Annotated in this window: 12 protein-coding genes; 3 read left to right on the forward strand and 9 right to left on the reverse strand. The window is 64.2% G+C overall.

Annotated features, from left to right (window positions below):
* Positions 1–6 precede the first annotated feature (6 nt).
* Positions 7–1,173, forward strand: coding sequence for a hypothetical protein (locus tag ACEN9K_RS12825; RefSeq protein ID WP_495635704.1), 1,167 nt, complete (start codon positions 7–9; stop codon positions 1,171–1,173).
* A gap of 124 nt (positions 1,174–1,297) precedes the next feature.
* Positions 1,298–1,852 carry a DUF3090 domain-containing protein gene (locus ACEN9K_RS12830; RefSeq protein ID WP_495634501.1) on the forward strand — a complete coding sequence of 185 codons (555 nt, stop codon included), beginning with the start codon at positions 1,298–1,300 and terminating at the stop codon, positions 1,850–1,852.
* A gap of 30 nt (positions 1,853–1,882) precedes the next feature.
* Here the strand turns inward: ACEN9K_RS12830 and ACEN9K_RS12835 are convergent, their stop codons facing one another.
* Entirely contained in the window at positions 1,883–2,281 is a 399-nt protein-coding gene (locus ACEN9K_RS12835) for a DUF4259 domain-containing protein (RefSeq protein ID WP_495634502.1), read from the reverse strand.
* 174 nt (positions 2,282–2,455) lie between these two features.
* Here ACEN9K_RS12835 and ACEN9K_RS12840 point away from each other — a divergent pair, with 174 nt between their 5' ends.
* Complete coding sequence (locus ACEN9K_RS12840) at positions 2,456–3,958, forward strand: HNH endonuclease signature motif containing protein (protein WP_478223299.1); 1,503 nt, start codon at positions 2,456–2,458, stop codon at positions 3,956–3,958.
* Between the two features lie 78 nt (positions 3,959–4,036).
* Here the strand turns inward: ACEN9K_RS12840 and nrdF are convergent, their stop codons facing one another.
* From nrdF to ACEN9K_RS12880, 8 genes are all read right to left on the reverse strand, one after another.
* Positions 4,037–5,011 carry a class 1b ribonucleoside-diphosphate reductase subunit beta gene (nrdF, locus tag ACEN9K_RS12845; protein ID WP_018769429.1) on the reverse strand — a complete coding sequence of 325 codons (975 nt, stop codon included), beginning with the start codon at positions 5,009–5,011 and terminating at the stop codon, positions 4,037–4,039.
* Between the two features lie 91 nt (positions 5,012–5,102).
* Entirely contained in the window at positions 5,103–7,223 is a 2,121-nt protein-coding gene (gene nrdE / locus ACEN9K_RS12850; RefSeq protein ID WP_018769430.1) for a class 1b ribonucleoside-diphosphate reductase subunit alpha, read from the reverse strand.
* Positions 7,224–7,243: 20 nt separating this feature from the next.
* A complete protein-coding gene (nrdI, locus tag ACEN9K_RS12855) occupies positions 7,244–7,714 on the reverse strand; it encodes a class Ib ribonucleoside-diphosphate reductase assembly flavoprotein NrdI (RefSeq protein ID WP_488315971.1) in 471 nt (156 codons plus the stop codon).
* A gap of 127 nt (positions 7,715–7,841) precedes the next feature.
* Complete coding sequence (nrdH, locus tag ACEN9K_RS12860; RefSeq protein ID WP_013601222.1) at positions 7,842–8,087, reverse strand: glutaredoxin-like protein NrdH; 246 nt, start codon at positions 8,085–8,087, stop codon at positions 7,842–7,844.
* 366 nt (positions 8,088–8,453) lie between these two features.
* Positions 8,454–8,987 (reverse strand): TspO/MBR family protein, encoded by a 534-nt coding sequence (locus tag ACEN9K_RS12865; RefSeq protein ID WP_495634503.1) that lies wholly within the window; start codon positions 8,985–8,987, stop codon positions 8,454–8,456.
* A 36-nt stretch (positions 8,988–9,023) separates the two neighbouring features.
* A complete protein-coding gene (locus ACEN9K_RS12870) occupies positions 9,024–10,400 on the reverse strand; it encodes a class I SAM-dependent methyltransferase (RefSeq protein ID WP_495634504.1) in 1,377 nt (458 codons plus the stop codon).
* Positions 10,397–11,128 (reverse strand): DUF1365 domain-containing protein, encoded by a 732-nt coding sequence (locus ACEN9K_RS12875; RefSeq protein ID WP_495634505.1) that lies wholly within the window; start codon positions 11,126–11,128, stop codon positions 10,397–10,399. The genes ACEN9K_RS12870 and ACEN9K_RS12875 overlap by 4 nt, the downstream gene beginning before the upstream one ends.
* Positions 11,125–12,528, reverse strand: coding sequence for an NAD(P)/FAD-dependent oxidoreductase (locus tag ACEN9K_RS12880; RefSeq protein WP_495634506.1), 1,404 nt, complete (start codon positions 12,526–12,528; stop codon positions 11,125–11,127). Before ACEN9K_RS12880 ends, ACEN9K_RS12875 begins: the two co-directional genes overlap by 4 nt.
* Positions 12,529–12,612: the final 84 nt, after the last annotated feature.

A 12,612-nucleotide genomic window follows, 5' to 3' on the forward strand; every position in this document is an offset into this window, starting at 1 on the left:
CAGGTGATGCAGGTTACCGGCTATCTCTATCCGTGGGATGTACTGGGCGACCCGAAGGCGGTGTCATGGGTCAGGGACACCGGCGTTGACCGCGTGGCGCTTGCGGCCGCATACCACTCGGTGCGGGCCGGAACCCCACGGCATCCCACCCGCCGCGTGGTGGACGCCCGGTCGGCAGCCCTCTACGTTCCGGAAGGCGGTGCTTTCGCAGGCCGGCAGCTGATACCCGGCAACGCGAGGGAATGGACCGGGACGGAGAACGGATTCGGCGAGGCCGCAGCGGCATTTCAGGCGGAGGGCCTTCCCGTGGACGCGTGGACGGTGCTGACCCACTCCAGCGCAGTGGGCGGAAACAGCCCCGGCCTCTGCGTACAAAATGCCTTCGACGAGGTCTACAGGTACGCGCTGTGCCCGTCGCAGCCTCAGGTCCGCTCCTACGCTGCGTCCCTGGTGCGCCAAGTCCTGGAGATGGGACAGCCGGATGGGTTAATCCTCGAAGCGGCGGGTCCGCTGGGTTTCAGCCACCAGAACCGGCATGAGAAGACCGAGGGAGCCGAGTACTCAACCTGGGTGCAGGCGCTGTTGTCGCTGTGCTTCTGCGATGCATGCGCCACCGGGTACGAGGCCCGCGGGTTGCCCGCCGCCGGGTATCAAAGCCGGGTCCGCTCTGCCGTCGCGCAGGCCGATGATGCCCGAATGACAGCTGCATTTGCGTCCGGGGCAGCGGCGTTCCTTCCCCTCCTGGAGGTCCGGTGGGATGCCACGGCGATGCTGCTGGATGAGTGCTTGGCCGCGATCGAAGCCACCGGCTCCCGCCCCCGGCTGTCGCTGCACGCCACGCCGGACCCCTGGGCCACGGGGCCCTTCGTTCCGGTGGAGGCGCTCCGCAGGAGCAGGCTCTGGGGGCACCGGGGTAACCTCACCGCCGTCGTACCTTGCTGGGGCGAGCCCAGCGAAGGCGCCGTGACGGTCGAAGCCATGTTGGCCGCCGGTTTGCGGGTGGGTGCGTATGTCCTGGCGCTGCCGCCGAAGACGGCCGACGGCGGCAGGCTGGCAAGCGAGTGGCAGGTGCTTTGTGCAGCGGGAGCCAGGGAACTGCACGTGTATCACCTCGGGCTTGCCTCCTCCCGGCGCCTCTCCGCTGTTGCGGGAGGACTGATGAGCCTGCGCTGAGGTTTGGAAGCAGCCGGTGACGGCCATCGCCACGGGCACGATGGCGTCGATTGCCGGCCCCGACCAGGCCGGCGGCGCCGCCGGGCAAACGGCGCACGAAGCCTGATGTGCCTAAACTACTGACATGCCCACACGTGTTCATGAGTTTGCCTGGCCTGACCGGGTCGTCATCGGCACCATCGGTGTTCCAGGGGCGCGAACGTTCTACCTGCAGGTACGTGCAGGTAGGCAAATTGTGAGCATCGCACTGGAGAAGCAGCAGTCTGCCCAGCTCGCCGAAAAGATTGACGAAATCCTCGACGAGCTCATCGCCCTTGACGGCAATCCCTTCAGTGTTCCCACGGGTACTCCCATCGAGCTCGTCGACAATGACCAGCTCGAGGCAGTCCAGGAACAGTTCAGGGCCGGCGCCATGAGTTTGGGCTGGGACCCGACAACGGCGCAGGTTGTGATAGAGGCCTACCCGATCATTGAAGTCGGTGCTGACGAAGCCGTCGAATTGCTTGCTGGGAACGCCGCTGACGTGGCCGAAATGTTGCTGGTGCGGATGCCGGTGGGCACCGCCCGCGCATTCGCCAAACGGACCCGGGAGGTAGTGGGTGCCGGGCGTCCGGCATGCCCGCTCTGCGGCTATCCCATGGACGCCGACGGGCATACCTGCACTCTTCCTGAAGTCTGATGCCAGGGAGCCTGGACGGTACTGGCGGGTCTACCGCAAAGCTGTCCGCAGCCGTTCCTTGAGGTCTTCAAGTGATTCACGCCATTCCGGTTCGTCAGCGTTGTCCCACAGTTCAGCAAGCTCGGACTTCTCCCCGGCAACCCGTTCAACTGCTTCCAGTGCCATCTCCACGTCTTCGGCGGTGACCTCTGCCCCGCGGGCAGCCACCCAGGTCGCCACGGTCTCCGGGAAATCGCCCAGCGGGTTGCCTTGGCTGGCGGAGGTCACTTCGGCGGCGGCGATAGCGACAGCCCCTTCGGGTGCCTCGACATACCTGTGACCTGCCTTCGCCAACGCCTGGCGCACGACGTCGACCCCTCCGGTCTCCAGCTCGTCCAGCCAGTCCAGCGCGTCGTCGTTCTCAAACGGCAGGTAGCCCCATGCACCCACGTGGTTTCCCCTTCCGGTTAACGGCTAGTGGCTCCAATATGCCAGACCGCGCCGTTGCAGGTCATACACGCGGTGGATGCCTGCAAAGCTTTTCGAGAGTGCGTGCTGAAAGTGCGGTTGTTGGCGCGGAGTGGTGGCCCGCAAAATGTCACACCCCCCTTGGATGATGAGTACATGGGAAGCGAAGCGGTGACAACGGCTTTTGAAGCGATCGACTCCTCGATTGCCCTGCTCCGCGCCGAGGTGGCTGAGTCCCGTAACGGGTTCCCCCAGCACGCCGACCCCTTGGCCGCCGTCGCTGACGGGTGCCTGGACATCCTTGCCGGAATTTCACGAACCGAGGCCCGGGTCGCTGCGTTGAAGGCGGAGGCAACGGCCAGATATGCGGATTCCGCGCGATCTGCCGCGCCTCCTGACATGCCCGTCCAGGCGCAGGAAATGGCAATAGCGGCCGAGGTGGGCTGTGTACTGGCCATCGGCGATCGGGCTGCAGGCATGCTGTTGGAGCAATCCCATGCTTTGGCTACGTTCTTGCCACTCACCCTGGCAGCATTGCAGGCGGGAACTGTCTCGTGGCAACACGCCAGGGTGATGGTGGACGAGACCGCCACCCTTGACTGTGACGCAGCGCGGGTACTTGAGGCACACTTCCTCGGCGCTGACGCGGCCAATCCTGCCCGAGGCTGCCCGGCCGGCGAGATGCCCGCCTTCAGGTTCCGGCGGAAGGCCAGGACCTGGCGCGAACGGCACCACCCGGACAGCATCGAAAAACGCCATGCTAAGGGAGCGCGGGACAGGTGCCTGGAATATACCCCGGAGCAGGACGGCATGGCGCGGGTGTCTGCCTACCTGCCCGCGGACCAGGCGGCTGCGATCTGGAACCGCATTACCGCCATCGCCCGGGGCCTGCAAGGGCCCCACGAGAACCGGACGCTCACCCAGTTACGGGCAGACGTATTTGCTGCGGCAGTCCTGCGAAGCGACAACGGCATCAGCGGCGGCGGGGCTGAGGCCGGAGGACCCGGCATGGCCGATGTCCCTACGCCCCGGGCCGAGGTCCTGATCACCGTTCCCGTCTTCTCACTGCTGGGGCTGACAGAGGAACCGGCCACGCTGGACGGGTTCGGACCCATCCCTGCCTCCATGGCCCGGAATCTCCTAACCAATGGAGCGGATTCGTTCCATCGGGTGCTCATAGATCCACGGGACGGGGCCCCGTTGGAAATCGGCCGCACAAGCTACCGGCTGACGAAGGCCATGCGGAACTGGCTACGAATGCGCGACGGCAGATGCCCGTTCCCCGGGTGCAGCAACCAGTCCCTGGACAACGAAGCAGACCACCTCCTGGCCTGGCATCACGGCGGAACCACCGGGATCAGCAACCTGGGACAGCCTTGTCCCCGGCACCACAGACTCAAACACGCCAGCGGCTGGACACCGACCCCCGCATCACAGAACGAGCCGCCCGGCTGGATTTCACCATCAGGGCGGAGATACAAAAGCGAACATCAGGACTGGGAAGCACCTCACTGGCCGTGTTCGTTGGGGCAGCAAGCCACAGAACGGCAACATCCATATCCTCCTATGCCCACCGCGGTGAGGGGGACCGTGGACTATTTTCGGGAACCGCCATCTGCGGGAGAAGCATTCCTTCGTACCTACCTCGATGCCAAATGAACTGCCGGATATGGCAGCAAGGGACCCCGCACAAAACGTGCGGAGTCCCTTGCTGTCGGATCCTGAAAAGAAGAAAGTCTAGAAGTCCCAGTCCTCGTCTTCCGTGTTGACGGCCTTGCCGATGACATAGGACGAACCCGAGCCCGAGAAGAAGTCATGGTTCTCGTCAGCGTTCGGGGACAGGGCCGACAGGATGGCCGGGTTCACGTCGGTGACGGACGCCGGGAACATCGCCTCGTAGCCCAGGTTCATGAGGGCCTTGTTGGCGTTGTAGTGCAGGAACTTCTTGACGTCCTCGGCCAGGCCCACGCCGTCATAAAGGTCGTGGGTGTACTGGACCTCGTTTTCGTACAGCTCGAACAGCAGTTCGAACGTGTAGTCCTTGATCTCCTGGCGGCGTTCCTCGGAGACCTTTTCCAGGCCCTTCTGGAACTTGTAGCCGATGTAGTAACCGTGAACAGCTTCGTCACGGATGATCAGGCGGATCAGGTCGGCGGTGTTCGTCAGCTTGGCGCGGGAGGACCAGTACATGGGCAGGTAGAAGCCCGAGTAGAACAGGAAGCTTTCCAGCAGCGTGGAGGCCACCTTCCGCTTCAGCGGATCGTCACCCTGGTAGTAGTCCATGACGATCTGCGCCTTCTTCTGAAGGTTCTCGTTCTCGGTGGACCAGCGGAATGCCTCGTCGATCTCCTTGGTGGAAGCCAGGGTGGAGAAGATGGAGGAGTAGCTCTTGGCGTGCACTGACTCCATGAAGGCGATGTTCGTGTACACAGCCTCCTCGTGCGGAGTGAGGGCATCCGGAATCAGGGACACCGCACCGACCGTGCCCTGGATGGTGTCCAGCAGGGTCAAGCCGGTAAATACGCGCATGGTGAGCTGCTGCTCGGCCGGCGTCAGCGTGTTCCAGGACTGGACGTCGTTGGACAGCGGCACCTTTTCCGGCAGCCAGAAGTTGTTGACCAGGCGGTTCCAGACGTCGACGTCCTTGTCGTCCTGGATGCGGTTCCAGTTGATGGCCTCGACGTGGCTGAGCAGCTTGACCTTCTCGGTCATGTCATCCCCTATGCGTTGGGTGGGTTTTCTCTAAGTTAAAGCGTACGACGGCGGGCGGGCGCCCGCCGTCGTACTGTCGCGTTGGTTGAAGCTACAGCATGCAGCTGACGCAGCCCTCAACTTCGGTCCCTTCCAGCGCGAGCTGGCGGAGACGGATGTAGTAGATGGTCTTGATGCCCTTCTTCCAGGCGTAGATCTGGGCCTTGTTGATGTCGCGCGTGGTGGCGGTGTCCTTGAAGAACAGCGTCAGGGACAGGCCCTGGTCCACGTGCTGGGTGGCGGCGGCGTAGGTGTCGATGACCTTCTCGTAGCCGATCTCGTACGCATCCTGGTAGTACTCCAGGTTGTCGTTGGTGAGGTACGGCGCCGGGTAGTACACGCGGCCCAGCTTGCCTTCCTTGCGGATCTCAATCTTGGACGCCACCGGGTGGATCGAGGAGGTGGAGTTGTTGATGTAGGAGATCGAGCCCGTCGGCGGCACGGCCTGCAGGTTCTGGTTGTAGATGCCGTGCTCCATGACCGAAGCCTTCAGCGCGCGCCAGTCTTCCTGCGTGGGGATGTGCACGTTCTTGAAGAGCTCGCGGACCTTCTCGGTCTGCGGAACCCATTCCTGCTCCGTGTACTTGTCGAAGAACTCCCCCGACGCGTACTTGGACTTCTCGAAGCCGCCAAACGTCTGGCCGGTTTCGATGGCCAGCAGGTTGGAGGCGCGGACGGCGTGGTACACCACCGAGTAGAAGTAGATGTTGGTGAAGTCCAGGCCCTCTTCAGAGCCGTAGTGGACCCGCTCCCGCGCGAGGTAGCCGTGCAGGTTCATCTGGCCCAGGCCAATCGCGTGGCTCTGGTCGTTGCCCTTGGCGATGGACGGCACCGAGGTGATGTTGGACATGTCCGAGACAGCCGAGAGGGAACGGATGGCCGTCTCGATGGTCAGGCCGAAGTCCGGCGAGTCCATGGTCTTGGCGATGTTCAGTGAACCAAGGTTGCAGGAGATGTCCTTGCCGGTGTCGGCGTAGGACAGGTCATCGTTGTACGTGGTGGGCTGGGAAACCTGGAGGATCTCCGAGCACAGGTTGGACATGATGATCTTGCCGTCGATCGGGTTGGCCCGGTTCACGGTGTCCTCGAACATGATGTACGGGTAGCCGGATTCGAACTGGATCTCGGCGAGGGTCTGGAAGAACTCGCGTGCCTTGATCTTGGTCTTCTTGATCCGGGAATCGTCAACCATCTCGTAGTACTTCTCGGTGACCGAAACGTCCGAGAACGGCATGCCATAGACGCGTTCGACGTCATAGGGCGAGAACAGGTACATGTCCTCGTCCTTCTTGGCCAGTTCGAACGTAATGTCCGGAATGACGACGCCCAGGGAGAGGGTCTTGATGCGGATTTTCTCGTCCGCGTTCTCGCGCTTGGTGTCCAGGAACCGGTAGATGTCCGGGTGGTGCGCGTGCAGGTACACGGCGCCGGCACCCTGTCGGGCACCGAGCTGGTTGGCGTAGGAGAAGCTGTCTTCGAGGAGCTTCATCACGGGAATGACGCCGGAGGACTGGTTCTCGATCTGCTTGATGGGCGCGCCCACCTCGCGGATGTTGGTCAGCGCGAAGGCCACTCCGCCGCCGCGCTTGGACAGCTGCAGGGCGGAGTTGATGGAGCGTCCGATCGACTCCATGTTGTCTTCGATGCGGAGAAGGAAGCAGGAGACCAGCTCGCCGCGCTGCTTCTTGCCCGCGTTCAGGAACGTGGGGGTGGCCGGCTGGAAACGGCCTTCGATGATTTCATCCACCATCTGCAGGGCCAGCTGCTCGTTGCCGCGCGCCAGGTGCAGTGCCACCATGCAGACGCGGTCCTCGTAGCGCTCCAGGAAGCGCTTGCCGTCGAACGTCTTCAGCGTGTAGGAGGTGTAGAACTTGAAGGCACCCAGGAAGGTCTCGAAGCGGAACTTCTTCTTGTAGGCGCGGTTGAACAGCTCACGGATGAAGTTCATCGTGTACTGGTCCAGCGTCTCGCGCTCGTAGTACTGGTTCTTCACCAGGTAGTCGAGCTTCTCCTCCAGGTCATGGAAGAACACCGTGTTGTTGTTCACGTGCTGCAGGAAGTACTGGTGCGCGGCCTCGCGGTCGGCGCCGAACTGGATTTCGCCGTTGGGACCATAGAGGTTCAACATGGCGTTCAGCTCGTGATAGCCCAACCCCTTATACGCGGCGGGCATCTCAGGCTTCCGGGACCTGGTTACTTCTGTGTCTGCGACAGTCGTGTCCAAAACGTGTCCAATCCTTGGTTGACCCGGGTAACGTCTTCCGGCGTTCCCATAAGTTCGAATCGATAGAGGTGGGGTACGTGGCATTTGGCGGCGATGATGTCCCCGGCCATGCAGTAGTTGTCCCCGAAGTTTGTGTTTCCGGCGCCAATCACGCCGCGGAGCAGTTTCCTGTTCTGCGGGTTGTTGAGGAATCGGATGACCTGCTTGGGAACGGACCCCTCTCCCCCGGTGCCACCGTAAGTGGGCACCACCAGCACGAATGGCCGGGTAGCGAGGAGGGGTGCGTCCTTTGGATAGAGCGGGATCCGGGCAACCTCACGGCCTAGCTTCGCGACGAAGCGGCTGGTGTTCTCGGATGCTGATGAAAAGTAGATGAGCTGGCTGCCGGTGCGGACCGGTTCAGCCTGGTCCTGCGGCCCGGCCGGCGGGGACACCTCCACGCGCTGAGCCGCGTGGATGGGAACAACCTGGTGAATTGGTAAGGCCTCGCGGTCATGCTGTGCTGCTGGTGCTGCCACGTGAGTCACCTCAGCTGGTTGCTGGTTGCCGGCAGGAGAAGCGGAACTCCTAAGCCACGGAGGAAACGGCGGAAAGTGCCAGTTCCTCGATCTTGTCGGGGCGGAAGCCGGACCAGTGGTCCTGGTCGGTGACCACAACGGGAGCCTGCATGTAGCCAAGTGCCTTCAGTCGCTCGAGTGCCTCGGCGTCCTGGGAGATGTCAACGCTCTGGTAGGTGATGCCCTTCTTGTCGAGCGCGCGGTAGGTGGCGTTGCACTGAACACAAGCAGGCTTCGTGTAAACCGTTACGGTCATTGTCCCTGTCCCCTTAGTTGAAATCTTGCTGGCCCGGTGTCCCCGTCCAGCTGTATGTAGATACTACATGTAGTGCAGACGCCTCTTTGGAACCCCAAGATGATGTATTACAAGTATGTCATTTAATGCACCGTTAATCCACAGGCAGGGGCGGGAAAAATGCCCGGAATCGCGGGTTTTTTGCGGGCTGGGTCCACACCCTGTGGAGTACTTAGCCACATTTAAAGGACCGCGTGTCGCACGGCTGCGGCGTGTCGCGCCCTGTTTCCTTCCGCATGAAGAGGGTCCGTGACCACTACATGTAGTGGTCACGGACCCGGGTTCCGCTCCCTGCGGCGAAGGTGTGTCCAGCTTGCCCGGGGTTTCCTACCGCTTGGCGGAGTTGAGGTTGGCGATGGCGGTGGACAACGCCGTGGCGAAGCCGCACCACGCCGCGTAGGGAGCCAGCGATACCCCGGCCGCACGGTTCAGCCGATAGGTGCGGCGCACCAGATCGGCGCTGCTGGCGGCGAGCAGGGCGGCCTCGGCCGCCGCAAGCCAGGGCCTGCGTGAGCGCCAGAAGAACCAGCTCCACGATGCATTGAGGACCAGGTTGGCAGCCAATGCACCCCGGTAGGCGCGGAGCTCCCGGCGGGAGCCCTTGCCACCCGGGTCGGATGTGCCGGCCGGGGTGGCAGCAGCCCGGTCCAGTTCAGCAGCCCGGTCCAGTGCGACGGCGGACGTCACCGCGAGGTCTGCATACAGGGCCGTCCACACCAGCGGGAAGGGGATGGCCGGCGGCTGCCAGTCCGGCTTGCGCAGCCGCAGGTACCAGCTGCCCTGCGGATCCGTGGCCACTCCGCCCGCGGCGGCTGTGGCGGCCGTCGCCGCCGTCGTCCATGCCACTGTCTTCAGTTTCATGCCTGAACCCCCGATTCCCCTTGCTTCTGCCGAATGCTATAGCTGCGCCTCCCGGCGGTCCAGCACGATCTGCTGGACATCCAGGTAACCGGACTGGAAACCTGCGCGCGAGTAGCAGAGGTAGAACAGCCACATCCGCTGGAACACTGCATCGAAGCCGAGCTCCCCCACTTCCCGGGACCGGGAAAGGAACCGTTCCTCCCACAGCCGCAAGGTGGCGGCATAGTGGTCACCCATCCCCATGCGCTCCCTTACCCGAAGGGTGGTGTGCTGCTGGGTCACGCTCTCGATGGCACGGACGGACGGCAGGAACCCGCCGGGGAAGATGTACTTGTGCACCCAGGTGTAGGCGTTGCGGGTGGCCAGCATGCGGCCGTGCGGCATGGTGATGGCCTGGATGGCCACCTTTCCGCCGGGTGCCAGCACGCGGTCGATGGTCTGGAAGTAAATGGGCCAGTACTCGTACCCCACGGCCTCGATCATTTCCACCGAGACCACGGCGTCGTACTCGCCTTCCACCGCCCGGTAGTCCTGCAGGGCAACGGTCACGCGGTCCGCGAATCCGGCATCCTCAATGCGTTCCTGCGCCAGCGCCTGCTGCTCGCTGGACAGCGTGACGCTGTAGACCGTGGCGCCGCGGGCGGCGGCACGCAGGGCAAGCTCGCCCCAGCCGGTGCCGATTTCCAGCAGCCGCGTCCCCTCGCCCACGCCGGCCTTATCCAGCAGCCGGTCGATCTTGGCCCGCTGGGCCTCGGCCAGGAAGTCCCATGCAACGGTGGACAGCGGACCCGCCTTCTCCGGGAACAAAGCCGAGGAGTAGCTCATGGTGGAGTCCAGGAAGTTGAAGAACAGGTCGTTGGACAGGTCGTAGTGCCGGGAGATGTTGCTGCGGGTGTTTTGTTCGGCGTTGCGTTCCTGGCGGGGTGTCCGGGGCAGGTACAGCGAGCGCAGCTTCTGCAGCGGCATGGGGATCAGCGTGTCCACGGAGGCAGCGAAGACTTCGAGCAGCGCGGCGAGGTCCGAGGCTTCCCAGTCGCCGGCCATGAAGGATTCGCCCAGACCGATCAGGCCGTTGTCTCCGATCCGTGCCTCGAAGGCGTCGGGCCGCAGCATGGTCATCACGGGGGCCTCCGGGCCGCCGATTCCGAGCACGGCCCCGTCCGGATATTCGACGCGGAGCGGCAGCCGCTTGACTGCACCCCTGAACAGCAGGCCGGCTGTCCTGCCGGCCAGTCCGGCTTTCATGCCCGACGGCGGTTGGGCAACACCTGGCCACAGGTCGGGATTGATGATGGCGGGCGACGCCGGCACCCCGGTTGCGCCCCAGGCTGCGGGCACGTGTCCGGCGGATGGTCCGCCGGCCTTGCCTTCGACACGGCCTGCGGTGGTGCCGTTATCGTCCGTCATGGTCATTGAACTGCCTCCTGTGAAGTGTGGGGTGGTCTGGCAACGACGGGCAGGTGTCTTGCCCAGAGTTTAATGCCCTGTATCCGGATCAGGGCGGATACCAGCAGCGGCGCGGCAGGCACCGCGAAAGCCGCCGCCAGGATGTTCGAAACGGTGGCGGGGCGGCGCCGTCCGTCCATGGTGGCCACGAAGGGCCGGTGCCCCTCCCGCTCCAGGATGATTGATACGGCAAGCCTGTCCCCCGGGGCCGGGAGCTTCATCCGGTACTCGCCGTCGACGTCGTTGAAGGGTGACACGTAGAACGCCTTCGGCACCGAGGCCCGCCCGGAGGGATCGGTTCGCAGCAGGTAGCAGTGCCGCTCCCCGTAGGTGTTGTGGACTTCGGCCACCACGCACTGCAGTTCCCCGGTGGAGCGGTAGCACCAGAACAGGGTGAGCGGGTTGAAGACGTAGCCAAAAACCCTGGCACTGGTGAGCATGTGGATGGGTCCGCCGTCGGGCTCCACCCCCTGGGTGCGCAGGTAGCGCTCCACGTTGGCCCGAATGCTTGCGCCGGGATCGCCCAGGTGGTCTCCGGCGCGGAACACTGCCAGCGGCCGGAGCAGGAACGGCAGGCGCGGCATGTGGTCCAGGTCCACGAACCAGCTGTAGCTGCGGTAGGTGAACGCATTCTTCAAGGGGCTGCGCCGGACATGGGAGATGGACGTGCGGAAAATCGAGGCGTCCATGATCATGCCCGTTCCGTGGACAGCAGTTCCCGCGCCCCCTCGCCGGAGGAGTTGCCCGGTTCATCCGCGCGGGCCTCCGGCCAGGTGCGGCCCAGTTTCTCGGCCGCCCGCACCCCGGAGAGGGCACCGTCCTCATGGAAGCCCCAGCCAAGGTAGGCCCCGGCGTAGGCGATCCGGTTGTTGCTCAGCGCGGCGATGGCCTGCTGGGCCTGGAGGGATTCCGGCGTGTATTGCGGATGTTCGTACACCATGCGCTCCAGCACGGCGGTGCCGGCAATCAGTTCCGACTCCCCCAGGCTCACCAGGTACGGCTTTCCGTCCACGGGATGCAGCCGCTGCAGCCGGGTCAGGTCGTAGCTCACCAGAACCTTGTCGGGTCGCGCGTCGCACGCCGGGAGCCGGTAGTTCCACGACGCCCTGGCGTTGTCCGCGGCGGGCAGGACTGCCGGGTCCCGGTGGAACACGGTGTGGTTCACCGAATACGGCATCCCGCCCAGCGCTTCCTTCTCTTCCGGTGTGGCGTCGGACAGGAACCGGAGAGCCTGCGCGGGATGGGTGGCGACAACGACGGCGTCAAACTCTTCCGGCCCGCTGGCCGTTTCGAGCTCCACGCCGTTGGGCAGGCGCCGGATGGCAGTGACGGGCGTGTTGAGCCGGACGTCGGCAAGCGTGGCGGCGAGCTTTTCCACGTACCGGGCAGAGCCGCCGGTGACGGTGCGCCACTGCGGCGAGCCCTTGATCCCCAGCATGCCGTGGTGGCCCAGGAACGTGAAGAGGTACCGCGCGGGGTAGGCAAGGGCGGTGGTGGGGTCGCAGGACCAGACTGCACTGACCACGGGGGTCATGAAGTGGGAGATGAAGTAAGGGCTGAACTTCTCCCGTTCCAGGAACGCGCCAAGTGTCAGTTCCGGCACCGGCACCGGCACCTCGCCGCTGACGGCCGACGCCGGCGCGGTCCTGAGCAACTCCCTCGCCTTCCGGTAGAAACGGGTCACCTCCAGCAGCATCAGCAGGTAGCGGCCGCGGAGCAGGCTGGAGGGTTTGGCGATGATGCCGCGGGCGCCGTCCCGTGCCCCCGCGTATTCCAGCCCGCAGCCGTCGCAGCGGATTGACATGCTCATCTCGGAGTCCTGGGTCTCGACGCCGAGTTCGGCGAACAACCGCAGCAGTGTGGGATAGGTCCGTTCGTTGTGCACGATGAACCCGGTGTCCACCCCGATGACGCTGCCGTCGGGCTGCGGCATGTCGTGGGTGTGGGCATGGCCTCCCAGCCGTGAGTCCGCCTCGAACAGGGTGACGTCGTCCTGCCTGTTCAGCACGTAGGCGGCCGTCAATCCGGCCACGCCGCTGCCGATCACGGCGACGCGCCGCCGCCCGCCTGGACTTCCTGCTGGGTTAGGTGACAATTCATGCTCCTCTGCTGAACATTTGCCGCTGGGCTGCGTATACAACTGGCTATTCGGTGCCGTGCCGGCTGTGGATGGGTGAAG

Source organism: Pseudarthrobacter sp. Pseusp20 (genome assembly GCF_059492155.1).

Coding starts and splice junctions, on each gene's coding strand:
- ACEN9K_RS12840 (WP_478223299.1), top strand. CDS start 2,456: ATGGGAAGCGAAGCGGTGACAACGGCTTTTGAAGCGATCGACTCCTCG.
- nrdH (WP_013601222.1), bottom strand. CDS start 8,087: ATGACCGTAACGGTTTACACGAAGCCTGCTTGTGTTCAGTGCAACGCC.
- ACEN9K_RS12870 (WP_495634504.1), bottom strand. CDS start 10,400: ATGACCATGACGGACGATAACGGCACCACCGCAGGCCGTGTCGAAGGC.
- ACEN9K_RS12865 (WP_495634503.1), bottom strand. CDS start 8,987: ATGAAACTGAAGACAGTGGCATGGACGACGGCGGCGACGGCCGCCACA.
- nrdE (WP_018769430.1), bottom strand. CDS start 7,223: ATGCCCGCCGCGTATAAGGGGTTGGGCTATCACGAGCTGAACGCCATG.
- nrdF (WP_018769429.1), bottom strand. CDS start 5,011: ATGACCGAGAAGGTCAAGCTGCTCAGCCACGTCGAGGCCATCAACTGG.
- ACEN9K_RS12875 (WP_495634505.1), bottom strand. CDS start 11,128: ATGATCATGGACGCCTCGATTTTCCGCACGTCCATCTCCCATGTCCGG.
- ACEN9K_RS12825 (WP_495635704.1), top strand. CDS start 7: ATGCAGGTTACCGGCTATCTCTATCCGTGGGATGTACTGGGCGACCCG.
- ACEN9K_RS12830 (WP_495634501.1), top strand. CDS start 1,298: ATGCCCACACGTGTTCATGAGTTTGCCTGGCCTGACCGGGTCGTCATC.